Origin of the sequence: Catenulispora sp. EB89 (assembly GCF_041261445.1) — a bacterium.
In the GTDB taxonomy this organism is placed as follows: Bacteria; Actinomycetota; Actinomycetes; order Streptomycetales; family Catenulisporaceae; genus Catenulispora.
Genome location: NZ_JBGCCU010000026.1, coordinates 153,222 through 176,172, shown reverse-complemented (window position 1 = coordinate 176,172; position 22,951 = coordinate 153,222). Strand labels below are relative to the sequence as shown.

The window sequence follows — 22,951 nt, the reverse complement described above, 5'->3', positions numbered from 1 at the left end:
GCGACGTCGCTGTATCTCGCGACGAAGAGTTTTGTTCGGCACCACAGAATCCATATCAACTGTCATGGAAGGCCGACGGCGGCGAATCATGGACGCCGGGTCCGGTCTTGTCGGGGCTGCGGATGCCACGCCAGAGTATGGGCCCGTGAACAGAGACCACACCACCGAGTTCGTGGGGCTGCCCGTCGTCGCCTTCCCCTTGGACCCTGACGCGCCCTTGCCGGTCGCCGCCGAAGACGGCCGGTCGGTCGCCTGGCGTCTCGAGTGTGACGTGCGGTGGCGCGCACAGTTCGGCCATACCCTTCCGGAACTGTTCGACCTGTTCCTCAGGCGTGTGGACGCCGCGCGCGTGGAGGCCGTCGTGTTCGGCGTGTGGTCCACCGAGATGGATTCTGGCGACCATCCCGTTCAGGTACTGGTGGCGGCTGCTGATCGGCTTCCCGCCCTGCGCCGGGTGTTCATCGCCGACGTCGGTAGTCAGGATATTGAGATATCCTGGATCGCCAACCCTCCGGTCACGCCGCTGCTGGAGAGCTTTCCGCGGCTGGAGGAACTGTGGGTGCGGGGCGGCCCGGAGGACAAAGACGTCCCGATCCTTTCCGCGATCGAGCATGAATCGCTGCGCACGCTGGTCCTCCAGGCCGGCAATCTGCCGTCCGAGACCATTCGCTCGATCGGGCAGTGCTCCTTCCCGGAACTGGAGCGGCTTGAGATCTACTTCGGCGACCCGTACTACGGCGGCACCGGGTCGGCCGATGACGTCAGGAGTCTGTTGACCGGCCAGGGGCTCCCGAAGCTGCGGTACCTGGGGCTGAAGAACGCGGTGGTCCAGGACGCGATCGCAGCGGCCCTGGCGGGCGCCCCGATCGTCGAGCAGCTGCACACGCTGGACTTGTCGTTGGGGACGTTGGGCGACGACGGCGCCGCTGCGCTGCTGGCCGGCCAATCGCTCGGGCACCTGCGCAAACTCGACCTGCACCACCACTACCTGTCGCAGGAGATGGGCGACCGGCTGCGTCACGCGCTGCCCGGCGTCGAGATCGACCTGTCCGGGCAGATCACGGACGCCGATCGCTACGTCGCCGTCGCCGAGTGAACAACCGCCAGTGGGTGGAAAAGTGATGCTCGAACACCTGCTCAGAACCCTGCCGTGCCGTCGCGCGCGTCCAGCAGCTGCCGTACCCGGTCGGCATCATGGTCGCGTCCTTGCTGCCGGTACAGCTCCAGCGCCTTCCGCCAGAGCGCGTGGGCCTGTTGGTGCTCGCCGAGCGCGGCGTGGGGGTGGCCGAGGGCTTCGACGGTGTTCGCGCTGTGGGAGGTGTCGTACAGCATGCGGCGGATCGTGAGGGCTCGGCGGTAGCAGGTGATGGCGTTGTGGTGGTGGCCGGTGCGGTGGGCGATGTAGCCGAGAGTGTCCAGGGCGGCCGCCTCGCCCTCGCGGTAGCCGATGCTGCGGTGCGTGGCCAGGGCTTGGTGGCACAGGTCGTTCGCGGTGTCGTAGTCGCCGAGCCGGCAGGCGGACCGCCCCATGTCGTTGAGGCTCGTCGCCTCCGATCGCGGTCGGCCGGCGGAGCGGAAGAGGTCTCTGGCGAGGGTCACGTGCTTCAGGGCCTGCCAGTCGTCGCCCTGCCGGGTCCGCACTCGCGCGAGCTCTTGATGGGCCTTGGCCTGCTGGTCGAGATCCTGGTTCTTCTCGGCCGACTCGAGCGCCTGATCCAGGTGGGCCACGCCTTCCTCGTAGCGGTCCAGGTCGGCGTAGGCCGCTCCGACCAGCCGGTGGGCGTGTATCTGAGCATTGGGATCGGTGAGATGGACCGCGGCCTCCAGGCCGATCTGCCGCACGGTGAGCGCGTCGTGGCGGTGCCCCCGCCGGTCGTGGAACGTGGCCAGGGCCCGGGCCAGATGCCAGGCGTGAGGGTACAAGCCGAGGCCGGCGCCGGTTTGCTGGAGCACCATCAGATTGGTGTGCTCGGCGTCGAACCACGTCATCGCGGCCGGCACGTCGGTCAGGCGCAGGGGGCGCGCGCCGCGCACGGGTCCGACGATCGGGTCGCGGCTGGGGTCGTCGGCCAGGAGGGCGTCGGCACGGTCGGCGGTGTGGACGTAGAACTCGCACAGGCGCTTGCGGGCGGCGCGCCGTTCGGTATCGCCGTCGTGGACCTGAGCCTGGTCGAAAGCGTAGGCGCGCAGCAGGTCGTGCATGCTGTAGCGGCCGGGGGCGCGTTCGGTGACCAGGTTGGTCCGGGTCAGCTCGGCCAGGGCGCGCCGGGCGTCGGCGGGGTCCAGGTCGCTCAGCCCGGCGGTGGCTGGCACGCCGATGTCCGGGCCGGGTTGCAGGCCCAGCATCCGGAACACCCGGGCCGACTCCGGGGTGAGGGTGTCGTACGACCAGGAGAACACCGCGCGCACGTCGGCGTTGGCGGCCCCGGCGCTCAGCGTTTCCAGCCGTCCTTGGGCGTCGCGCAACTCCTCGACCACAGCCTCCAGCGGGTGCCCGGGACGCACAGCCGCATGCGCGGCCGCGATGGTGATGGCCAACGGAAGCCGCGCGCACCGCTCGATCAGCTCCCGCGCCGCCTCCGGCTCCGCCTCGACGCGGTTCCGGCTCAAACGGCTGATCAGCAGGTCGCGGGCCTCGCACTGGTCGGGCAGGTCCAGCGGCACGGGGACGGCGCCGTCCAGCGCGACCAGGCCGGCCAGCTGGTCGCGGCTGGTGACCAGGAGCATGCAGCCGGGCGCGGCGGGCAGCAGCGGCCGTACCTGCTCGGCGTCGCGGGCGTTGTCCAGGACGACCAGTATGCGCCGGTCGGCCAGCAGGGAGCGGTACAGGGCGAACTGTTCGTCCTGGTCGGCGGGGATCTCCTGCGCCTTCACGCCCAGGCCGGTGAGCAGCGCGTGAACCGCGGCGGTGGCGGACATCGGCACGCCGACCGGATCGAATCCACGCAGGTTGACATACAGCTGTCCGTCGGGGAACCGGGCGGCGTTCACGTGGCCCCAGTAGACGGCCAGCGCGGTCTTGCCGATGCCGGCGGTGCCGCTGATCGCGCAGACCGGCGCCGGGGAGGTGTCCGCGCCGGCCAGCCGAGCGGTGAGCTGTGCCAACTCGCTGCCGCGGCCGATGAACGTCGCCACGGACGCCGGCAGCTGCCGCGGTACGACGCGCGGTGGAGCCGGCGCCGCCACGCGGTCCGGATCCACGGCCGCCGACTCGGGCTCTGCCTCAGCCGGCCCGGGGTCGCCGGCCAGGATCTCCTGATGCAGCCGCCGCAGTTCGGGCCCGGGATCGATGCCCAACTGCTCGGCCAGCGCCGCTCTGGCCTTCCGGTACGTCTCCAACGCCTCGCCGGTGCGCCCGCTGCGGTACAGCGCCAGCATCAGCTGCGCCCACAGCCGCTCGCGCAACGGGTGCGCGGCGGTGAGGGCGACCAGCTCGGTGACCAGCTCGTGGTGGTGGCCCAGGCCCAGTTCCAGCTCCACCCGCCGTTCCTGCGCGGCCAGCCGTCGCTCGACCAGCCCGGGCAGCACCTCGCGCCGCAGCAGATCACTGGGCGCGTCCGTCAGCGCCTCCCCGTGCCACAGACCCGACGCCTCCTCCAGCAGCGAAGCCGCGAACCGCGGTTCCCCGGCCGATTCCGCGTCCCGGGCCCGGCGGAGCAGGGCGCCGAACCGGTGCACGTCGACCGCGTCGGCGTCCACGGCCAGCCGGTACCCGGCCGAGGAGGTCACCAGCGGGCTCGGCTCGTCGCCCGCGGTCAGGATGCGTCGCAGCCGTAACACATAGTTCTGCAACGTATTGCGGGCCGAGGCCGGAGGCTGTTCGTCCCAGAGCCCGGCGATCAGCCGGTCCACCGGCACGGGGTCGCCGGCCGCGAGCGCCAGCAGCGCGATCAGAACCCGCTGTTTGGGCGCGGCCACCGGCACCGCCCGGCCGTCGTGTCGAACCTCCAGCGGTCCCAGCAGGCGGAATCGCCATCCCTCAGCCACGAACGATCCCCTCGTGCGGTCAGGCCGTGATGAGCGCGGTGAATACGACCTCTGTCAACGGTCGCACGGGGTCCGAGCGACTGTCGAGCGACCGCGCGGCGACCACGGCGTCAGCGCCTGTCGGCACAGTGGGAGGCGGCCTGCCGTGTTCTGACAGTGCTGGCCACGCCGCTGGCCACCAGGCGGCACGTGGATGGAATGCGAGTTGAGGTTTGAGCATGTACACGGATGTCCGTCCCCATCCGACGAAGAGACGGCAGCACAGCGCGTCGCGGGTGCTGCTGACGGTGATGTCGTTGGTGTGTGCCCTGGTGACCGTCGCCGTGTCCAGAGCGGTGCCCGCCATCGCCAGCGGCAACCGGGACGCACCGCTGGCGTCGACCTTCATCGCCAGCAACAACATCCGGGGCGCCAGCACGCTTGTCAAAGGCACCTGGCAGTCCAACGGCACGACGGAAAGCAAGTGGAGTCATTCCGTCAGAGGGCTGATCCAGAGCAGCCACATCGTGTTCATTCAGGAGGCCGGAGCCTCGGGCCCGCCCTCGGCGCGGGCATTGGGGACCATCACCACCGATGACGGCGCCGTGATCCAGCACTTCGAGTGGAATGTCGGGACGGACAGGAACGGGGGGAGTGCCACCGGTACCGACGTCGCCCAGGTGTATTTTCTGCAGACCGACGACAACGGCGGCACCCAGGTCGGTGGCCGGGTCAACCTCGCGACTCTCACCCGCGACAGACCAGACGACTTCATGGTGGTGAGAAATCCCAACGCTCGCGGTCGGACGGCGTTGGGCGTTCGCTTCGGGCACAACTGGTACTTCAACGTCCACGGTCTGGCCTACGGCCCGAACCGTCCCAACGACTCGGCGGCTCTGCTGGGCGCGATCAACAGCGCGGTCGCCAACTACACCGCCCCCGGCATAACCGGCAGCTTCACCTACACCGTCGGCGGCGACTTCAACATGGATCCCGCAGACCTCGCCGCGCGGGGGATCCCCAACGGAGCTCGCATTCTCGATTCCGGGCAGGTCACCTACACGAACCTCGAAGACAGCGCCGAACTCGACTACTTCGTCACCAACGACCAATCCCGGCTCACGCCTCTGAGCAACGGGCGGTACGCCGAAGCGGAGGGCCTGGCTCTGTCGGACCACGCGCCGGTCAGGATCGGCCGGTTGGGGGCCGCCGCGGACCCGCCGGACCTGAAAGCCATGAACCAGACCGGGAAATGCGGGATCGGCTCTCCGTGCCTGTCAGACATCGGCGCCATGCAGATAGCCAAGGATTGGGCCTTGTCCTACCAGGCGTTGTCAATCTACAAACGGACGGTGCGACTCGTCGGCGACGACACCACCACCGCACCGGACGGCACACCGCAGGAGGGTTCGGTCGGGGAGTCGATCAGCGCTGACGCGTCGCTGGACGCGACGGCGATTCCGAAGTACATGCCGAATGTGGTGATGCTTCAGGCCGGTACCCATGAGTTGCTCAACGGTGGTGCGTCCAGCGCGCCCGGTCAGCTCTCGGCCCTGATCGACCAGATCCAGGCGGCCGACCCGATCGCGGTGGTGCTCGTCGCCCCCCTCGACCCGATGGCCGACCCGGCGAACGAGGCGCTGGTGACCGCGTTCAACACCGCGGTCCAGCAGTCGGTGGCGGCGAAAGCGGCGGCCGGACGGCGTGTGGTGTGGGCGAACCTGCTCAACATGACCACCGTCGATCTGAACGCCGACGGGGTGACACCGAACGCTTCGGGGCAGCAGAAGGTCGCCGACGCGTTCACCGGCGCGATGGTGCAGGCGGTGGAACTGGGGTGGATCTCGGAGCCGGTGGCGGCGTCGGCGCCGAGCGGGTCGGTGTGTGACATCTACGCGTACTACGGCACGCCGTGCGTGGGCGCCTACAGCATGACGCGCGCGATGTTCTCCGACTATGACGGTCCGCTGTACGAGGTCCAGCGGACCTCGGACGGCCAGTCGCAGGACATCGGCCTGCTGGCGCCGGGTGGTGACGTCGACGCCTCCCAGCAGGACTCGTTCTGTGCGAACACGACGTGCCAGATCACCGCGGTCTTCGACCAGTCGTACCAGCTCAACGACCTGCTCCTGGCGCCGGCCGGCGGCGGTGCGAACCCCAACCCGGGTCAGGCCGCCGACGCGGCCGCGCTGAAGATCACCGTCGGTGGCCACGAGGCGTACGGGTTGAAGGTCACTCCGGGTGTCGGCTACCGGGACAACTTCACGCGCGGCGTCGCGACGGACGACAAGTCCGCGGGGATCCACACGGCCGAGGGCATGTACATGGTGGCCAGCGGCATCAACGTCAACTCCGGGTGTTGTTTCGACTTCGGCAACGCCGAGACCAACAGCCAGGACAACGGCGAAGGCCACATGGACGCCGTCAACCTGAGCACGACGTGCTACTACCAATCCAGTCAGGGGCCGTGCACCGGGAACGGGCCTTGGGTAGAGGCGGACCTGGAGAACGGCCTGTTCCAGGGCAAGGACGGGACCAACACCGCCAACACCGGCAACAGCAGCGACTTCGTGACCGCCATGCTGAAGAACGACGGGGCCGACAAGTACGCGATCAAGGGCGGCGACGCGCAATCGGGGGGCTTGAGCACCTATTGGAGCGGTGGCCTGCCCAGTGTTCCCGGTCAGTACTCGTACACGCCGATGCAGAAGGAGGGCGCGATCATCCTCGGCACCGGCGGGGACAACAGCAACTCCGATGTCGGTTCGTTCTTCGAGGGCGTGATGACGGACGGCTATCCGTCCGACGCCGCTGATTCCGCGGTCCAGGCCGACATCACCGCTGCGAAGTACGCAGGAGATTCCGCGGGGAATCTCTCTGCGCCTTCTGCGGCCGGACCGGCTGTCCTGCACGACGGCTACTCCAGCATGTTCACGGTCGACTCGGCCAACGGGCACCTGGAGGAGTCCTACCTCGCGCAGATCGGCGGTGCGTGGGCGTCGCACGATCTGAACACGCTCGCCAAGACGCCGCCGGTGATGCCGGGCACGACGCCGGTCTCACTCGTCCACGGGGACACCAGCGTCTTCACGGTGGCGGCGGACAACGGCGATCTCTGGGAGACGTATCTGCCGAAACTCGGGGGTCCATGGTTCTCCCAGGACCTGTCAGCGAAATACCACACACCGAACACGAGTTGGACGCCGACAGCCGTGGTCCACGACGGATACACCAGCGTCTACACCGTGGACGCGGCGAACGGACACCTGCGGGAGACGTATCTGCCCAAGCTCGGGGACGACTGGGTCTCCCAGGACCTGTCGGACAAGTACCACACCCCGGCGGTGCAGGCCGGTACCTCGCCGGTGGCGATCGTGCACTCCGGATACACCAGCGTCTACACGATCGGCCCGGACCATCATCTGGAGGAGACCTATCTCATCCAGCTGGGCCAGGACTGGCACACGCAGGACCTGTCGGCGAAGTACCTCACGCCGCCCACCGCTGTGACTCCGACTGCGGTGGTGCACGGCGGCTACACGAGCGTTTACACGGTCGACGACGTGACCCGGGATCTGGAGGAGACCTACCTGCCGGCCATCGGCGACGACTGGAAGGCACAGGACCTGTCGGCGGAGTACCACACGCCGCCGGTGGCTCCGGGGACGCAGCCGGTGGCCCTGTTCCACACTGGTTTCACCAGCGTATACACGGTGGCCGAGGGCAGCCAGCACGTCTGGGAGTCCTACCTGCCCTACCTCGGTGACGGCTGGGGAGTCCAGGACTTCACCGCCAAGTACCAGACACCGGTCACCTCCGACACGCCGGCCGTGCTGCTGCACCCGGCCAGCGGCGGTGACCTGTGGTCCAGCGTGTTCACCGTCAACGAGTTCAACGACCACCTGAACGAGAGCTACCTGCCGAAGATCGGCGACGACTGGACCAGCCACGACCTGTCGGTCCTGGGCAACACTCCGGGCGTCGCGGTGACGGGTTCTTCCCAAGCCGATTCCTCGCTGGCCCACGACGGATACACCAGCGTGTTCACCCCTGACGGCAACGGTGGCTTGCGGGAGACCTACCTGAACGCGATGGGAGGACAGTGGGCCGTGCACGATCTGGCGTCGATGGCTCAGACCCCGAAGATAATGGCGGGCACGGGCCCGATCTCGCTGGAGCACCAGGGATACACCAGCGTGTTCACGATCGACGACGGCAGCGGCGATCTGGAGGAGACCTATCTGGCACAACTCGGCGGCTCCTGGGCCAGCCACGACCTGGCGTCGATCGCCCACACACCGCCGTCGGCCACCATTCCCACAGCCGTCTTCCACTCCGGGTACACCAGCGTGTACACGGTGGACCGCTCCAACGGCCACCTGGACGAGACGTACCTCCCGGCGCTCGGCGGCCCCTGGTACTTCCAGGACCTGACCGCGAAGTACAGCACCCCGCCGGTCGCGAAGAACTCCGAACCGGCCGCCATCCTGCATGACGGGTGGGTCAGCGTCTTCACCATCGACGGCAACGCCGGGGGGCAGTTCGGTGACGTCGAGGAGACCTACCTGAACGCCATCGGCGACGGCTGGGCCACCCACGACCTGACCCAGCTCTACAGCGTCCAGCAAGTCGCTCTGGGCAGTTCCCCCAGGGCGGTGTTCCACAACGGATTCACCAGTGTCTACACAGTCGGCCAGAACGGAGACATCCTGGAGAACTACCTCCCGGCCATCGGTGACAACTGGGTCCCCCAGGACCTGTCCTCGAAATACGGACTCCCGAAGATCGGCGCCGGCAACCGTCTCACGGCGCTGTATCACACCGGCTTCACCAGCCTTTACAGCATCCAGGCCAACGGCGACCTGAACGAGAGCTACCTGCCCGCGATCGGAGACGCCTGGGGCAGCCTGGATCTGACGACGAAGACCAACGCCCCGGCGCCGGATCCCGCCGTGGGCCTGACGGCGGTGCTGCACGCCGACACCAGCGGTGCTCTGACGTGGACCAGCGTCTTCACCGAGGACAAGGGCAGTGACCAGCTGCGGGAGACGTATCTGCCGGCGATCGGCGGCAACTGGGTCAGCCAGGTGATCTGACCGCGATGACTGGCGGTCGGCCTGTTTAGAGGGGGCTTTTCAGAAGGGAACTGATTCATCCGGGTACGGCCTCGTCCTCGCGCATTGTGGGGACGGGGCCGCACGGCCGGTGCGATCGATTCCTTCCGTTTGTCGACGACGAAAGGATCAATGATGACCCCAGTGCTTCCTCGAAGGCTGCGTAGACACGTCGCCCTCGTGCTGTTGCCGGCGCTGCTCGGCATGTTGTGTGCCGTGCTCGCCGCGCCCGCGGCTCCGGCGACCGCCGCCGCCACGACCGCCACCGCCACCGCCACCACCGCGACCGCCACCGCCACGACCACCATCGCCGTCAACGGTGCCGGCACCGGCCGCACCTTCGACGGGGTCGGCGCGATCAGCGGCGGCGGGGGCAACTCGCGGCTGCTCATCGACTACCCGGCGGCGCAGCGTCAGCAGATCCTCGACTACTTGTTCGAGCCCGGATACGGCGCGGATCTGCAGATCCTCAAGGTCGAGATCGGAGGCGACACCAACTCCACCGACGGGGCCGAGCCCTCGATCGAGCACACCGCCGGCAACGTCCAGTGCGGTACGGGCTATGAGTTCTGGCTCATGCAGCAGGCCAAGGCCCTGAATCCGAACATCAAGCTGTACGGCCTGGCCTGGGGCGCTCCCGGCTGGATCGGTGGCGGCAACTTCTGGTCCACCGACACGATCAACTACCTGGTGTCGTGGCTCGGCTGCGCCAAGGCGGACGGTCTGACGATCGACTACCTGGGCGGCTGGAACGAGCGCGGCTACAACATCCCCTGGTACGAGCAGCTGCGCTCGACCTTGAACGCGGACGGCTACTCCGGCGTGCAGATCGTCGGCGCCGACTCCGACTGGTCGGTCGCCAACGACATCGACACGAACTCCGCGTTCGCCAACGCGGTGCAGGTCATCGGATCGCACTATCCGTGCCAGGGCGACGGCGGGCCGGCCACCTCGTGCTCGACCACCAGCCAGGCGCTCTCCTCCGGCAAACCGCTGTGGGCCTCGGAGAACGGGTCGCAGGACATGAACACCGGCGCGCCGGCGCTGATCCGCTCCATCGTCCGCGGCTACACCGACGCCCGCATGACGGCGTACCTCAACTGGCCGCTGATCGCCGCGATCACCCCGAACCTGCCCTATCCGACCGACGGGATGATGACGGCGGGCCAGCCGTGGTCCGGCAACTACTCGATCGGCGAGAGCACCTGGGCCACCGCTCAGGTCACCCAGTTCACCGCGCCCGGCTGGCAGTTCCTGGACTCCGGCTCCGGGTACCTGGGCGGCGCCGAGTCCAACGGCTCGTACGTGTCGCTGAAATCCGGCAACGGCAGCGACTACTCCACCGTCATCGAGACCACCACGGCCACCGCCGCTCAAACGGTGAACCTCACCGTCTCCGGCGGCCTGTCGACCGGCACCGTGCACGTCTGGAGCACCGACGTGAACACGCCGAATCCGGCGACCGCGCTGATCCACAGCCAGGACATCACCCCGGTCAACGGCTCGTACTCGCTGACCGTCCAGCCGGGGTACATCTACACCCTGACCACCACCACGGGCCAGGGCAAGGGCACCGCGGTCAGCCCGGCCCCGGCGACGCTCGGCCTGCCGTACAACGACTCCTACGACCAGGACGCCACCGGTAGCGAGCCTCGGTATCTGCAGACGATGCAGGGCGCCTACCAGGTCGAGCCGTGCCTGGGCGGCCGTTCGGGGCAGTGCGTCCAGCAGACCGCGCCCACCAAGCCGATCGAATGGCAGAGCGACTCCGACGCGTACGGCCTGATCGGCGACACCACCTGGTCGAACTACACAGTCTCCTCTGACGTGTACCTGAACCAGGCCGGTACCGCCGAGCTGTACGGCCGCGCGAACAAGCAGGACCGGCCGCAGGCCGACCAGGCGGCCTACCTGTTTCGGGTCTCGGACTCCGGGGCCTGGTCGATCGACCGCAGCGACGCCGTCGGGACCGTCACCACCCTCGCCTCGGGCACGGTCAGCGCGCTGGGTACAGGCCGCTGGCACACCATCGCGCTGAGCATGTGGGGTACCGCGATCAGCGGTTCCGTCGACGGGACCACGGTCGGCAACGCCTCGGACGGCACCTACCAGACCGGCCAGGCAGGCCTCGGCGTCGTGGGATACCAGACCGACCAGTTCGACAACCTCGCCGTCACCCCGCTCCTCGGCGGCTACGGCACCTACAGCACGGGCCCGGTCTCCTCCGGCCTTGCCGGGCTGTGCCTGGACAACGCGAACGGCTCCATCACCAACGGGACCAAGGTCGACATCGCCACGTGCGACAACTCCGTCGGTCAGCAGTGGGAGCCCTCGAACGGCATCATGCGGAACAACGGCGACATGTGCCTGGAAGTCCACGGTTCCGGTTCCACCGCCAACGGAAGCCTCGTCGAAGTGTGGTTCTGCAACGGCGGCCCGAACCAGACCTGGATCCCCCAGGCGAACGGGGAACTGCTCAACCCGCAATCCGGCAGGTGTCTGGACGACCCGGCGCTGAGCACGACACCGGGCACCCAACTCGACATCTGGGACTGCAACGACGGCGCGAACCAGCGGTGGACGCTGCCTCCGATCGTCGGACCGGTAGTCTCCGCCGTCAACGCACTCTGCCTCGACGACGCCGGCGACGTCACCACCGACGGCAACAAGGTCGACGTCTACGGTTGCAACGACACCAACGCCCAACGCTGGCAGCGAATCGGGAACGCCCTGGTGAACAACGGCAAGTGCCTGGACATCACCGGCTCCGGCGGCACCGCCGACGGCACCGCCGTCGAGCTGTACACCTGCAACAACGGCGCCAACCAGGTCTGGATACCGCAGGCGAACGGCGAACTGCTCAACCCGCAATCCGGCAGATGCCTGGACGACCCGGGATTCAGCACGACGCCGGGCACCCAACTCGACATCTGGGACTGCAACGACGGCACCAATCAGCAGTGGGCGCTGCCCGCCGCCTGAAGGTCCACGCCCTGACACCGGCCCGCTCTGCTCCCCGCCGTTCGGCTGCGGGAGCAGGGCCCCGATCGATCACCACCACCTCACCCGGAATCGCGCAGCCCGGCTGTCTCAGCTGCGAACCGGTGTTCGTGCTCGACACGGGAGGTGCCTGCTCGCGGCCGCCGGCGCGGTTGGGCAGGCCGGACGGCAGCTCCGGGTACCCGGGTCTGTCCACCTGCCCGGAAGCGTGGCGCCGGGAAGCGTGGCGCCCGGAAGCGTGCGGCCGGGAAACGTGGCGCCGGGAAACGTGCCGCCCGGAAGCGTCCCGCCGGGAAACGTGCCGCCGGGAAGCGTCCCGCCGGGAAACGTCCCGCCCGGCTCGGGCTCACCGTTGCGGTGGGCGGGAGTCTTCCGTCCGGACCGCTCGCAGGATCCGGTCGCTGATCTCGTGCAATTGGCGGACCTGGGGTGCGGTGAGTTGGTCGAAGACGAGCCGGTTGACGGCGTCGATGTGGCCGGGGGTGGCGTCGGCGGCCTTGTCCCGGCCGGCGTCGGTGAGCACGGCCAGGGTGCAGCGCCCGTCGGCGGGGTCCGGGAGGCGGGTCATCCACCCGCGGCGCTCCAGGCGGGCGGCCGCTCGGGACAGTTTGGACAGCGAGGCGTTGGTCGCCCGGGCCAACTCGCTCATCCGTAGTGTGCGCTCATCGGCTTCGGACAACGTCCACAGGATGCCGTATTCGAAAAGTGTCAGCGCGGCGTCGCGCTCCAACTGATCGTCGAGGGCCGCTGGCAGCCAGACCAGAACGCTGGTGAACGCCTCCCACATCTGACGGTCTTCTCGATCGGGCATCACGGCCACCGCGTCGTCTCAGCCATGGCGCGATCTTACGCTCGCGGGGCCTGATCGGCGCGCACCGCGATTACTTGACTGGGAAACTCAATCGGTCTAGGTTTCAGTTACCCAGTCAAGTGAATCGGTCGGTTCCGGTCCAGGCCTGGGCGCTTCCTGTCCAGGCCCGCACGCCGATGGCCGCCCAGCTTGAGAGGCACGCATGGAATTCACCAAGTACGCCCACTCGACCGTCGCTCTCACCAAGGACGGGTTCACCGTCGTGATCGATCCCGGGGCGTACACCCCGAACGCCGCGGAACTCGTCGCCGGTGCCACGGCAGTGCTGATCACGCACAGCCATCCCGACCACTTCGACGCCGGCATCCTGAAGGCCGCGCTTGAAGCCCAGCCGTCGCTGCGCGTGTGGGCGCCGCCGGACGCGGCGGCCGAACTCGGCCCGCACGACGGCCGCGTCCTCGCGGTCCGCGCCGACGACAGCTTCGAGGCCGCCGGATTCGAAGTGACAGCCGTCGGCGAGCATCACGCGCCGATCCACGCCGACCTCCCGCTCATGAGCAACGTCGGCTACCTGATCGACGGCGACGTCTACCACCCCGGCGACTCATACGTCGTGCCCGGGGCCGCGGTCCAGACGCTGCTCGTACCGGCGGCGGGACCCTGGACCAAGCTCAGCGAGGGAATCGACTTCGTGCGGTCGGTCAAGCCGTCGCGTTCCGTCCAGATCCACGACCTCACACTGAGCGACGCTGAGGGCGCTTCGTTCGCGCAGTTCATCAGCGACCTGACCGGTGTGCCGTTGCTGGCGCTCGAGGTGGGTCAGAGCATCGTGGTCTGAGGGTGCCCAGGCGCGGGGGACGGGCAGGGCGAGGATCGGGCGGCCCCGCGTTGAAGCAGACCGGCTCCGGCGCGGGCTCTGTTCCAGGTCAGTGATCGTGGAACTGAGCCCGGCCGAAGCACCCGCTGCCGCCTTCGCGCGAGCGCTCCGGTTCTGCTTACGCGGTGCCGAGCGGGTTGAGCATGGTGAACCGCCAATCGCCGCCGGCGTCCTGCCGGGCGATATTGGCGGTGGTGCCGGTGGCGGTGATCCGCTCGCCTTCGGGGCCGTCGATTTCCATGGTCCAGTCGGTGACCAGGAGGGCGGTGTCCGCGCCGAGCAGCGTGTGACGCTGGACGTTGGTCAGCTTGCCGCCGGCGGCGACGGTTCCGCCGATCTCAGCGCGCAACGCGTCCTCGCCGGAGATGAACTCGCCGACCACGGTGCGCATGCCCGCCCCGGGCGCGAACAGTGCCAGGACATCCTCCACGGCGCCGGCGTTCAGAGCGTCCTGGAACAGGATCGGGAGCTTGGCAGGGTCGGTGACGGAAGTGAACATGGTGTAAGAATCCTTACTTTCGAAGTGGTTCTGGTGCTGACTCCACGATGCCGCCGACCCTGCATGGGAGACGAGGTGGAGTTCGGTCGCGCGATGGTCGAAAATGGACAACGTGATCATCGACATCGCTTTCGACAACCCGGACAGCCCGCACGCCGGCGTCGAAGTTCTGACCTTCGACGAGCTGAAGACCCGGTTGAAGAGCGAAGTCGCGCGTCGCCCGAGCCGTCTGGACTTCCACCAGATCATTCTGGTGCGTGACGGCGAGGGCACCGCGATGGTCGATTTCGTCGACTACGAGTGCACGCGGGGTACCCTGCTGCATCTGCGGCCCGGCCAGGTCCAGAGGCTGCCCTACGGCGCGGCCGGCCAACCGGCGGACCTCGACGCGGTCTTGCTGCTGTTCACCGCCGGTTTTCCGCCACCGCTGCCGGCGGCGGGCCCGGTGCTCGACGGGTTCGGCCCGGTGGCGTGGTCGCTGCCGCCGGACACCTTCGGTGCGTTCGATCGTGCCGTGGAGGAGCTTGTCGCGGTGTACCGGAGTTGGCACGGCGCTCCGGCCGCGCGCGTGGCCGGCCTCGACCTCACCGGCGCGCTGCTCCGCCAGCTCCTCGGCGCACTCCTCCTGCGTATGGCGGGCCTGTCGGATCCGGACGGGGACGGCGACGTGCACGCCACCACTGCCGACGTGTACCTCGCCTTCCGCCGCGAACTTGAACGCTCTTTCGCCACCACGCGATCCGTCGAGACCTACGCCGCACGCCTGGGTTACGCACCACGAACCCTGACACGCGCCTGCCAGGCCGCCGCCGGGCGTACCGCCAAACAGCTCCTCGATGCGCGCGTGAGCCTTGAAGCGCAACGACTTCTCGCACACACCGATCAGCCGGTATCTGCGATTGCTCACGCCCTCGGCTTCACCGAGGCCACCAATTTCGGCAAGTTCTTCGCCCGACAGACCGGCCTGGCCCCGGGAGACTTCCGGCATGCGCAGCGGTGACCAGCTGATCGCTCAGTTCGCGAAGAGATCGGCGCTCCAGCCGGCGGGATCGGTGCCGAGCCCTTGGATGTGACCGAGCAGGCCACTGATACCGCCGGGCAGTTCGGCGGCTGCCCGGGCCTCGGCCACGACGCAGATGTTCCAGCCGTTGGAGTCCTTGCACACCGACGCGCCCCAGGTCCAGGGGCCTTGAACCGTTCCAGCTGGTTTGACGAAAACGTTCAGGCCGTCGGTCGCCGTGTTCAGGCCGATGTTCAGGTCCGATGGACCGGTGCGCCCGGCAGCCGGGTGATTGAACACGGCTTGGTTGAGGTCGAGCGCAGCCGGTGTCAGACCCTTGATCTGGATCGGCAGCGGTAGGGATACCTGGCCTACCGCGACCGTGCGGGCGACGTGCTCCATCGTTGCGGCTGAGGTGGAGGCGTCCAGGTAGTCGCCGCTCAGGGTGAGCCACTTGCCCGAGGGGTCCTGCCACACCAGATCTGACTTACCGGGAACGGGGTTTTGGCCATCGGCCGCCGTCCAATAGGCGGTTGTGCCGATTCCCTGGACGGGAATTTTGGAAGACGTGTCCGGTGGTGCGGCATCGCCGACGGTGAGGAACACCCTGGGTTGTCCCGCCGTGCCCGTGGATGTGCCGGCGGCGGCCGAATACGTGGAGGCACCGGCGGACGGGCCTTCGCTGATGTTCGTCATTCCCTGAGGGAGCCAGCCGAAGCGAGCCGGCACGCGCACCCCGGTTCGCGCCATACCGGGGCCCGGGGTAGAGGAACCGGTCGACGGGCTGTGCGGTGCGCTGTTCGTGGTCGCGGTCGCGGGAGCCGTCTGAGCGCCGGGTGCGGTCTGCTGCCCGGCGGCGTGCCCGGCGGTGGAGTGGGTGATCGTGAGCACGGTGGCTGCGACGCCGAGCACCCCGACCGCGGCGGTGCCGGTCAGGACCCTGGTGGTGCGGCGCTTGCGGAGCCGCAGGCGGTAGCCGTCGTTGCAGGCCTTGTACAGGTCGATGGTGGTGTCCGGGGCCGGCGATTCGGTCAGGGCCGCCAGCCGGGAGCCGGGATCTTCGGGCATGCCTGTCATGGTGGATTCCGTGTCTTCTCTGAGGCTTGTGCAGGTCACAGGGATGGCTGAGCCTGAAGGATGCGGCGCAGCGTGGCCAGACCACGTGCCGTCTGGCTCTTCACCGTGCCCGGGGAGCAGTTCAGCTCGACGGCGGTCTGCTCGACCGACAGGTCGCAGTAGTACCGCAGGACGACCGCCGCACGCTGCCGGGCCGGCAGCTCGGCCAGGGCCGCGCGCAGATCCAGCTCGGTATCGCTGTCGTGCACACGGTCGGGCAGGTCGTGCAAGATCCCGGTGTCGGCGGTGACAAGCCGCCTCCACAAGGGGCGCCGGGTCTCGTTGATGTACGTGTTGACGAGGATCGTGCGCAGGTAGGCGTCGAGGTTGTCCGCGGAACGGGCCTTGGGCCAGACCGCGTACAGCTTCGTCAGCGCGGTCTGCGCCAGATCGTCCGCGTGATGCCAGTCCTGGCACAGCAGGAACGCGATCCGGCGGAGCCACAGGACACGCCCGGAGACGAACTCGACGAAGTCCCGGTCGGGTTGGTGTTCAGCCATGGGGATTCCGTCTCGCGAGCGCAGCGGTGAAGGTCACGCCGCTACTGACAAGATCCAGCCGGGATTGGTTGCATGGGAACTGGAGCGGATTTCTCGCCGGCAGCCCGGCACGGCTACGCGACCGTGCAGGAAGGTTGTGCGCGGGAGCTGGCGGGGGCAAGTAGGGATGCCCCGCCCGTGGCGTGAGCCTGCTCCGGCGCGCTACTCGACGCCCCCGGCACGCCAGCGCGACAGCGAATCAGAGCTCGAATAAGGTCACCGACGCACGGCGCGCCGTCACCGGATGCTCCCGGCCGACCGCGTCGCGTAACGGTCCCATCTCGGGTACAGAAGGGGTGCAAATGTCAGCAACCTCAAACAGCCTGCGTCGGGCGCTGGCCTTCCTCGGAATGCTGGTGCTGACGCTCGCCGCGACGGCGGCCGGCCCGGTCGCCAAAGCGCACGCGGCGGCGAACGTCTCTGTCGAGCTCGGCTACGCGGACAACCTGCGGCCGGCCGCGGATCACTTCCCGACTCCGTGGTCGGGCGGCCCGGGTGTCGTGTTCAACGGCTGTTCCGGCTCCTGCAGCTTCGACGGCGGCGCGATCCGCTTCATCAACAACACCGGGATCCAGGTACACGTCGACTATGTGAAGGTGCACTTCGGCACCTGCACGTTCGATCTCTGGAACAAGAACGTCCCGCTGGACGCGGGTGATTCGCTGATCGACACCCAGACGATCAGCGGCCCGTCCGGCGGGTGCCCCGCCGACGGCAGCTTCGACACCTCCGACGTCGGGCCGAACGGCGCCAACTGGTCCGGGAACTGCACTGAGTCCGGGGTGTTCCCGGTCGTGGAGTTCTCGATCGACGGCCAGGTGTCGAACCTGCAGGACAGCGGACAGATCCTGAACACCAAGGGCGTCGACGGCGCTTCCTGCGGAATGGGCAACGAGTCGCAGCAGTGGGCCCCGATCGGCAGTATCCCGTGCCCGGGCACGACGCTGAGCCTGGCGCCGCCGACCCAGACCGACGCGGTCGGCTCCACGGCCACCGTCACCGCGACGTTCGCGAACAGCTGCGGCGACCCGCTGCAGGGCGCACAGATCGACTTCGCGGTCGCCAGCGGCCCGGACGCCGGCGCGACCGGCAGCGCCGTGACCGATGTCGCCGGGCACGCGAACTTCAGCTATCCCGGCGCGGCCACCGGCACTGACGTCGTCGGCTCCTCGGCGACCAACCCGGCCGGCACGATCGCCTCGAACACCGTCAACGTGGTCTGGATCAAGCGCGTGGCCACGCTCACCATCAACCCGTCCGCGACCACCAGCGACTTCAACGATCCGGTCACGGTGTCCGGCACACTGACCGACAGCGCCGGCCCGATCGTCGGCGTCCCGGTGACGTTCACCCTGAACGGCGCCGAGACCTGCACCGGCACCACAGCGGCCAACGGATCAGCGTCCTGCTCCATCACGCCGCTGGAAGCCGCCGGTTCGTACACGCTCACGGCGAGTTTCGCCGGGTCGGCCAGCGACCAGCCGGCGAGCGCCGGCGCGCCGTTCACCGTCACCCGTGAGGAGACGACGCTGGTCTACACCGGCAGCGCGCACGCCGCGAACGGCCAGCCGTACACCCTGTCCGGGACGCTGAAGGAGGACGGCGTCACGCCGATCGCCGGCCGCACCGTCGCGTTCACGCTCGGCAGCGGCGCCTCGGCGCAGAGCTGCTCGGGGACGACCGACGCCGCCGGCAACGCCTCCTGCACCATCGCTTCGGTGAACCAGCCGAACGCCGCCACCGTCCCGGCCGGCGGGGTGTTCGCCGGTGACGCGTACTACCTCCCGGCCTCGGCCTCGATCAGCGGCGGCGTCGCCTTCACGGTGATGACCGGCCACGCCTTCGGCCTGTCGTCCTCGGGCCTGGTCGGCATCACCCCGACCCCGGAAGCCGGTCCGGTGTCGACCTCGGTTCCCAGCAGCAGCAACCCGCCGTGCGTGGTGACCATCAGCGGCCTGATCAGCGCCGGCACACTGTGTGCGAACGTGTCGACCGCGATCAGCCCGAACTCCTCGACGGCGAACGCCTCGGTGCAGCACGTCGGCATCGGACTGCTCGGCCTGCCGGCGATCCAGATCGGCGCGGTGACCTCCACCTCGCACACGCTGTGCAGCGGCAGCACCGGTGACGCGACCGTGGCGTCGATCACCGTCGGCGGCATCGCGGTTCCGATCAGCGTGCACCCGGGTCCGAACACCACGGTGAACGTGCTCGGGATCAAGCTGATCCTGAACGAGCAGGTCGCCACCAACAGCGCGACCGACCACTCGCTGACCGTCAACGCCGTGCACGTGATCGTGCCGGGGCTGCTGGACACGGTGGTGGCTTCGTCGACGAGCGACATCCACGCCTGCTTCTAGCTTCGAGAGATTCGCCGCTCGGGAAGGAGTGAGAACGTCGGACGGCCCGGCCGGGATGATCGCCGGCCGGGCCGTCGGCGAGTGCGGTGGTGTTACCGACGGCCCGGCGGTCCGGCGGTCTGAGGTGCCGGAGGATGCGCGGGATCTGGGCGCGATGTGCTGCGTTCCGATGCTTTGGTACATCGGGTGATCCGGTGCGCCGGTCAGATGCCGTAGTGCCAGGTGGTCAGCATGAACGCGCCGAACCAGCAGCCGAACAGTGTCGCGGGGACCGCCGCCGTGACGAGCGTGCGGTTGTCGGCCCGGGCCAGTGCGCGGGCGGGCGGCAGCAGGAAAATCAGCGCCAGGATCAGCAGCCGCAGTTTGCACTGGAAGTAGTTGGACTGCCCGAGACTCAGAACGAGGATTCCAGCGCCGTAGGCGAGCAGCGGCGGCCAGGTCCCACGACGGAAGGCTGCCGCGCTGAGCACGAGCAACGCCAGGGTCGCGACAGCGGTGCACACCGCCATGAACTCGTTGCTGCCTTCGAGGGTGCCGACAAGGTCGGTGAGGTACTGGTGGCCGTAGTCCCAGGCGGTGCCCCAGCCGGCGTTCTGGATGACGAACCAGCCGTCCAGCCGGCCGGTGCGCAGCCCGACCCAGCCGATGAACAGCGGCACCCCGGTACAGCCCAGGGCAAGCCCGGCGACGGCGCGTCCCGGCAGGCGGCGGCGCTCCCGTGCGTGGAGCGCGACCGCGACGGCCAGGGCCAGGGCGACCGCGACGCCGGCCGGGCGGGTCAAGCCGGCCAGTGCCGTCAGGGCACCGGCGGTCAGCCAGGCCCGGCGGTGCGCAGCCAGGAGGGCGCCGGCGGTCAGGGCCAGGAACAACGACTCGCTGTACGCCATGAAGAAGACCAGCGACATCGGCTGGGCGCCGGCGAGCAGCATGGTCGCGATGGTGGCGGTGCGCCGGTCGTACAGCCGGGTCAGGAGCACATGTAACACGATGAGCGCGGCGGCCAGCGACAGTTGGGCGGCGACTATCCCGGACACCGCCCAGCTGAGTCCGGATGCCGCGTGGACGATGCGGATCAGTTCCGGGAACAGCGGGAAGAACGCCAGGTTGCTGCCGTCGGCCGCGCCGGCCATGCCGTGGGGGTAGCCGTACTGGGCGATCTGGACGAAGCGCCGGCCGTCCCAGGCGGTGAGCCGGTCGGTCAGGCTCGGCCCGTCGGGCCGGATCATCGCCGACAGCACCAGCAGGTGCAGGGTCGTCGTCGCGGCGTATATGACGGTCGCCGGTCCCGCCATCGTGCGGAGGCGCACGGTCCAGGCCCGGGTGCCGGCCGCCAGTGCCGCGCCGGCGGAGTCGGGAGTTGTTCGGCGGGCTGGAGGGGCGGGCGCTTGGACTTCCCGGTTTCTCAACGTCGAGGACACGATCACTCCCTGCTCCGGTGGCGGACGCGGAACAGAATCTGCGAAGCGTGCTGAACCAACCCTGAAGTTCCTGAAGATCACTTCAGGACGGCCGGTCCGGAATCCATGCGATCATGAATCGATGGACGTGCTGGTGGTCGAGGACGACCCGGACATGGCCACGGCCGTGCGCCGGGGCCTGGAGTCGGAGGGCTGGACGGTCGACGTGGCCGGCGACGGCGCCACCGGGCTGCGGCTGGCCCGGCGCCACGACTACCAGGCGATCATCCTGGACATCATGCTCCCGGCTCTGAACGGCTACCGGGTCTGCGCCGAGCTGCGCCAGGCGGGCGTGCGGACGCCGATCCTGATGCTGACGGCCAAGGACGGGGAGTGGGACGAGGCCGAGGCGCTGGACACCGGCGCGGACGACTACCTGCGCAAACCCTTCGCCTACGTGGTCCTGCTGGCCCGGTTGCGCGCGCTGCTGCGCCGTGGCGGCGCCGAGGCCGACCGCGCGGTGCTGCGGGTCGGTGACCTGTGGATCGATCCGGCCGCCCGCCGAGCCGGGCGCGGGCAGGAGCCGGTCGGGCTCACCGCGCGCGAGTTCGACGTCCTGCTGTGCCTGGCCCGCTATCAGGGCCAGGCGTTGTCCCGCCGGGCGATCGTCGATGAGGTCTGGGACCTGGCCTACGACGGCGAGCCGACCATCGTCGAGGTCTACGTCAGTGCCCTGCGTCGCAAGATCGACGCCCCGTTCGGGCGGCGCAGCCTGGAAACCGTGCGGGGCATCGGATATCGGCTGACCGACGACGCCGATGCGTAGGCCCGCGACCCGAGCCCGCACCGCACTCGCCGCCGGGCTCGCGGCCTTGGCGCTACTCGGCATCGGCGCACTGTTTCTGCGCCAGCACGTCTACGACTCCCGCCTGGCTGCCGGGCGCACCACCGCACAGTTCCAGGCCCGCACCATCGCCAGCCGGCTCACCGCGCCGCACGGCCTGGACAAGATCCATGACGACACCGCCGGCCTGCCGTCGGTGGTGCTGAACCCCTCAGGCAACCCCGTGCGCCTCGGTGACCCGCTGGCGGACCAGCGGCCCGCCGTGGTGGGCCTTCCCTGGCCCGATCACGTCGACTGGGTGGACTGGAGCGGGTCCGGGACGGTCCACGTGACCCCCGCCGCCAAAGACCCGGCCTATGCCGGGCGGACCTTCGCCGCCGTCGGCGCCGCCGCCTACGTGACCGGATCCCAAGGCCCGGGCGAACCGGAGGGTGTCTACACCGTCTACGTGCTGGTCACCCCGTTCGATGCACAGGCCGCCCGCGCCGCAGTCGACCCGGCACTGTGGTTCGGCGTTCCCACCGCCGCACTGCTGGTCGGCGCCATCGCCTGGGCGGCCACCAGCCGCGCGCTGCGCCCGGTGGAGGCGATCCGAGCCCAGATGGCCGAGATCAGCGAACACCGCCTGGACCGCCGCGTCCCGGTCCCGCCGGCCCGGGACGAGATATCCCGCATGGCCGTCACCACCAACGCCACCCTGGACCGGCTTCAGCGCTCCGCCGAACAGCAGCGCCGCTTCGTCGCCGACGCCGCCCACGAGCTCCGCAGCCCGATCGCGGCCCTGCGCACCAACCTCGAAGTCTCGCTCGCCCACGCCGAGCACACCGACTGGCCGGCCGCGACCGGCGAAGCCCTGGCCGCGGTCCGCCGCCTGCAAACCCTCACCGAAGACCTGCTGTTCCTGGCCCGCCCCGGCGACCAGCCCCGCCGCACCGAACCGGTCGACCCCGCCGAGCTGGCCCACGATCTCGTCACCGAATACCGCCACACCCACGTTCGCGGCCCGCGCTACTCACTGACCGTCCACGCCACCAATCACGTGCGAGGCAACCGCGGCGAGCTGAACCGGCTGCTCCGCAACCTGCTCGACAACGCGACCCGCCACGCGGCCACCCGGGTAGGCGTCACCATCACCGCCGACGACCGGCAGGTCCAGCTCACCGTGGACAACGACGGATCGGACATCCCCACCGCCGCCCGCGAGCAGATCTTCGAACGCTTCACCCGGCTCGACGAGTCCCGAAGCCGCGACGCCGGCGGCACCGGCCTGGGCCTCCCCCTCGCCCGCGCGATCGCGGAGCACCACGGCGGCACCCTGACCCTCGCCCCGACAGGACCGGCGTTCACCATCAGGCTTCCGGTCTCGACCGCCGTCGAACCCGAGATCGGCTGAAGGACACGCTCGCGCCCGGACAAGCCGCGTGAACC

At 69.1% G+C, this 22,951-nt stretch carries 14 protein-coding genes and 1 pseudogene; 9 read left to right on the top strand and 6 right to left on the bottom strand.

Translation table 11 applies throughout. From position 1 onward, the window contains the following. Nucleotides 1-88: 88 nt before the first annotated feature. Entirely contained in the window at nucleotides 89-1,096 is a 1,008-nt protein-coding gene (locus ABH920_RS39540; protein WP_370354434.1) for an STM4015 family protein, read from the top strand. 41 nt (nucleotides 1,097-1,137) lie between these two features. On the opposite strand, the gene ABH920_RS39535 is transcribed toward ABH920_RS39540, so the two are convergent. Further along, nucleotides 1,138-3,987, bottom strand: coding sequence for a BTAD domain-containing putative transcriptional regulator (locus ABH920_RS39535; RefSeq protein WP_370354433.1), 2,850 nt, complete (start codon nucleotides 3,985-3,987; stop codon nucleotides 1,138-1,140). Between the two features lie 218 nt (nucleotides 3,988-4,205). Between ABH920_RS39535 and ABH920_RS39530 the strand changes: the two genes are divergently transcribed. The 3 genes and pseudogenes from ABH920_RS39530 to ABH920_RS39520 all read left to right on the top strand — a co-directional run bounded on the left by ABH920_RS39530 (nucleotide 4,206) and on the right by ABH920_RS39520 (nucleotide 12,062). Then, nucleotides 4,206-9,062 carry an arabinofuranosidase catalytic domain-containing protein gene (locus ABH920_RS39530; protein ID WP_370354432.1) on the top strand — a complete coding sequence of 1,619 codons (4,857 nt, stop codon included), beginning with the start codon at nucleotides 4,206-4,208 and terminating at the stop codon, nucleotides 9,060-9,062. A 222-nt stretch (nucleotides 9,063-9,284) separates the two neighbouring features. Continuing rightward, a pseudogene (locus ABH920_RS39525) lies at nucleotides 9,285-11,663 on the top strand (ricin-type beta-trefoil lectin domain protein); the annotation flags it as partial. Beyond that, nucleotides 11,664-12,062, top strand: a complete 399-nt coding sequence (locus ABH920_RS39520; RefSeq protein ID WP_370354444.1) for a ricin-type beta-trefoil lectin domain protein — start codon at nucleotides 11,664-11,666, stop codon at nucleotides 12,060-12,062. A gap of 364 nt (nucleotides 12,063-12,426) precedes the next feature. Here ABH920_RS39520 and ABH920_RS39515 read toward each other — a convergent pair whose 3' ends face one another. After that, nucleotides 12,427-12,891, bottom strand: coding sequence for a MarR family winged helix-turn-helix transcriptional regulator (locus tag ABH920_RS39515; RefSeq protein ID WP_370354431.1), 465 nt, complete (start codon nucleotides 12,889-12,891; stop codon nucleotides 12,427-12,429). 202 nt (nucleotides 12,892-13,093) lie between these two features. On the opposite strand from ABH920_RS39515, the gene ABH920_RS39510 reads away from it, so the two are divergent. After that, a complete protein-coding gene (locus ABH920_RS39510) occupies nucleotides 13,094-13,729 on the top strand; it encodes an MBL fold metallo-hydrolase (RefSeq protein WP_370354430.1) in 636 nt (211 codons plus the stop codon). Nucleotides 13,730-13,886: 157 nt separating this feature from the next. Here ABH920_RS39510 and ABH920_RS39505 read toward each other — a convergent pair whose 3' ends face one another. Beyond that, nucleotides 13,887-14,267 (bottom strand): nuclear transport factor 2 family protein, encoded by a 381-nt coding sequence (locus ABH920_RS39505; RefSeq protein WP_370354429.1) that lies wholly within the window; start codon nucleotides 14,265-14,267, stop codon nucleotides 13,887-13,889. 112 nt (nucleotides 14,268-14,379) lie between these two features. Here ABH920_RS39505 and ABH920_RS39500 point away from each other — a divergent pair, with 112 nt between their 5' ends. Next, nucleotides 14,380-15,267 carry a helix-turn-helix domain-containing protein gene (locus ABH920_RS39500; RefSeq protein WP_370354428.1) on the top strand — a complete coding sequence of 296 codons (888 nt, stop codon included), beginning with the start codon at nucleotides 14,380-14,382 and terminating at the stop codon, nucleotides 15,265-15,267. 12 nt (nucleotides 15,268-15,279) lie between these two features. Here the strand turns inward: ABH920_RS39500 and ABH920_RS39495 are convergent, their stop codons facing one another. Next, the gene (locus ABH920_RS39495) at nucleotides 15,280-16,335 is read right to left on the bottom strand and encodes a hypothetical protein (RefSeq protein ID WP_370354427.1); all 1,056 of its coding nucleotides are present in this window, start codon (nucleotides 16,333-16,335) and stop codon (nucleotides 15,280-15,282) included. 44 nt (nucleotides 16,336-16,379) lie between these two features. Beyond that, the gene (locus ABH920_RS39490; protein WP_370354426.1) at nucleotides 16,380-16,883 is read right to left on the bottom strand and encodes a SigE family RNA polymerase sigma factor; all 504 of its coding nucleotides are present in this window, start codon (nucleotides 16,881-16,883) and stop codon (nucleotides 16,380-16,382) included. 341 nt (nucleotides 16,884-17,224) lie between these two features. Here ABH920_RS39490 and ABH920_RS39485 point away from each other — a divergent pair, with 341 nt between their 5' ends. Then, the gene (locus tag ABH920_RS39485) at nucleotides 17,225-19,282 is read left to right on the top strand and encodes a choice-of-anchor P family protein (protein WP_370354425.1); all 2,058 of its coding nucleotides are present in this window, start codon (nucleotides 17,225-17,227) and stop codon (nucleotides 19,280-19,282) included. A gap of 203 nt (nucleotides 19,283-19,485) precedes the next feature. Here the strand turns inward: ABH920_RS39485 and ABH920_RS39480 are convergent, their stop codons facing one another. After that, on the bottom strand, nucleotides 19,486-20,574 hold the full coding sequence (locus ABH920_RS39480; protein WP_370354424.1) for a hypothetical protein: 1,089 nt from the start codon (nucleotides 20,572-20,574) through the stop codon (nucleotides 19,486-19,488). 247 nt (nucleotides 20,575-20,821) lie between these two features. On the opposite strand from ABH920_RS39480, the gene ABH920_RS39475 reads away from it, so the two are divergent. Both ABH920_RS39475 and ABH920_RS39470 read left to right on the top strand, forming a co-directional pair. Beyond that, a complete protein-coding gene (locus ABH920_RS39475) occupies nucleotides 20,822-21,505 on the top strand; it encodes a response regulator transcription factor (RefSeq protein WP_370354423.1) in 684 nt (227 codons plus the stop codon). Then, entirely contained in the window at nucleotides 21,498-22,916 is a 1,419-nt protein-coding gene (locus ABH920_RS39470) for a sensor histidine kinase (protein ID WP_370354422.1), read from the top strand. The genes ABH920_RS39475 and ABH920_RS39470 overlap by 8 nt, the downstream gene beginning before the upstream one ends. Nucleotides 22,917-22,951: the final 35 nt, after the last annotated feature.

Bases quoted from the DNA above. Each gene is read 5' to 3' on its own strand.
- ABH920_RS39540 (WP_370354434.1), top strand. From the start codon at position 89: ATGGACGCCGGGTCCGGTCTTGTCGGGGCTGCGGATGCCACGCCAGAG.
- ABH920_RS39530 (WP_370354432.1), top strand. From the start codon at position 4,206: ATGTACACGGATGTCCGTCCCCATCCGACGAAGAGACGGCAGCACAGC.
- ABH920_RS39515 (WP_370354431.1), bottom strand. From the start codon at position 12,891: ATGCCCGATCGAGAAGACCGTCAGATGTGGGAGGCGTTCACCAGCGTT.
- ABH920_RS39510 (WP_370354430.1), top strand. From the start codon at position 13,094: ATGGAATTCACCAAGTACGCCCACTCGACCGTCGCTCTCACCAAGGAC.
- ABH920_RS39505 (WP_370354429.1), bottom strand. From the start codon at position 14,267: ATGTTCACTTCCGTCACCGACCCTGCCAAGCTCCCGATCCTGTTCCAG.
- ABH920_RS39495 (WP_370354427.1), bottom strand. From the start codon at position 16,335: ATGCCCGAAGATCCCGGCTCCCGGCTGGCGGCCCTGACCGAATCGCCG.
- ABH920_RS39490 (WP_370354426.1), bottom strand. From the start codon at position 16,883: ATGGCTGAACACCAACCCGACCGGGACTTCGTCGAGTTCGTCTCCGGG.
- ABH920_RS39485 (WP_370354425.1), top strand. From the start codon at position 17,225: ATGTCAGCAACCTCAAACAGCCTGCGTCGGGCGCTGGCCTTCCTCGGA.
- ABH920_RS39480 (WP_370354424.1), bottom strand. From the start codon at position 20,574: ATGGCGGGACCGGCGACCGTCATATACGCCGCGACGACGACCCTGCAC.
- ABH920_RS39475 (WP_370354423.1), top strand. From the start codon at position 20,822: ATGGACGTGCTGGTGGTCGAGGACGACCCGGACATGGCCACGGCCGTG.
- ABH920_RS39470 (WP_370354422.1), top strand. From the start codon at position 21,498: ATGCGTAGGCCCGCGACCCGAGCCCGCACCGCACTCGCCGCCGGGCTC.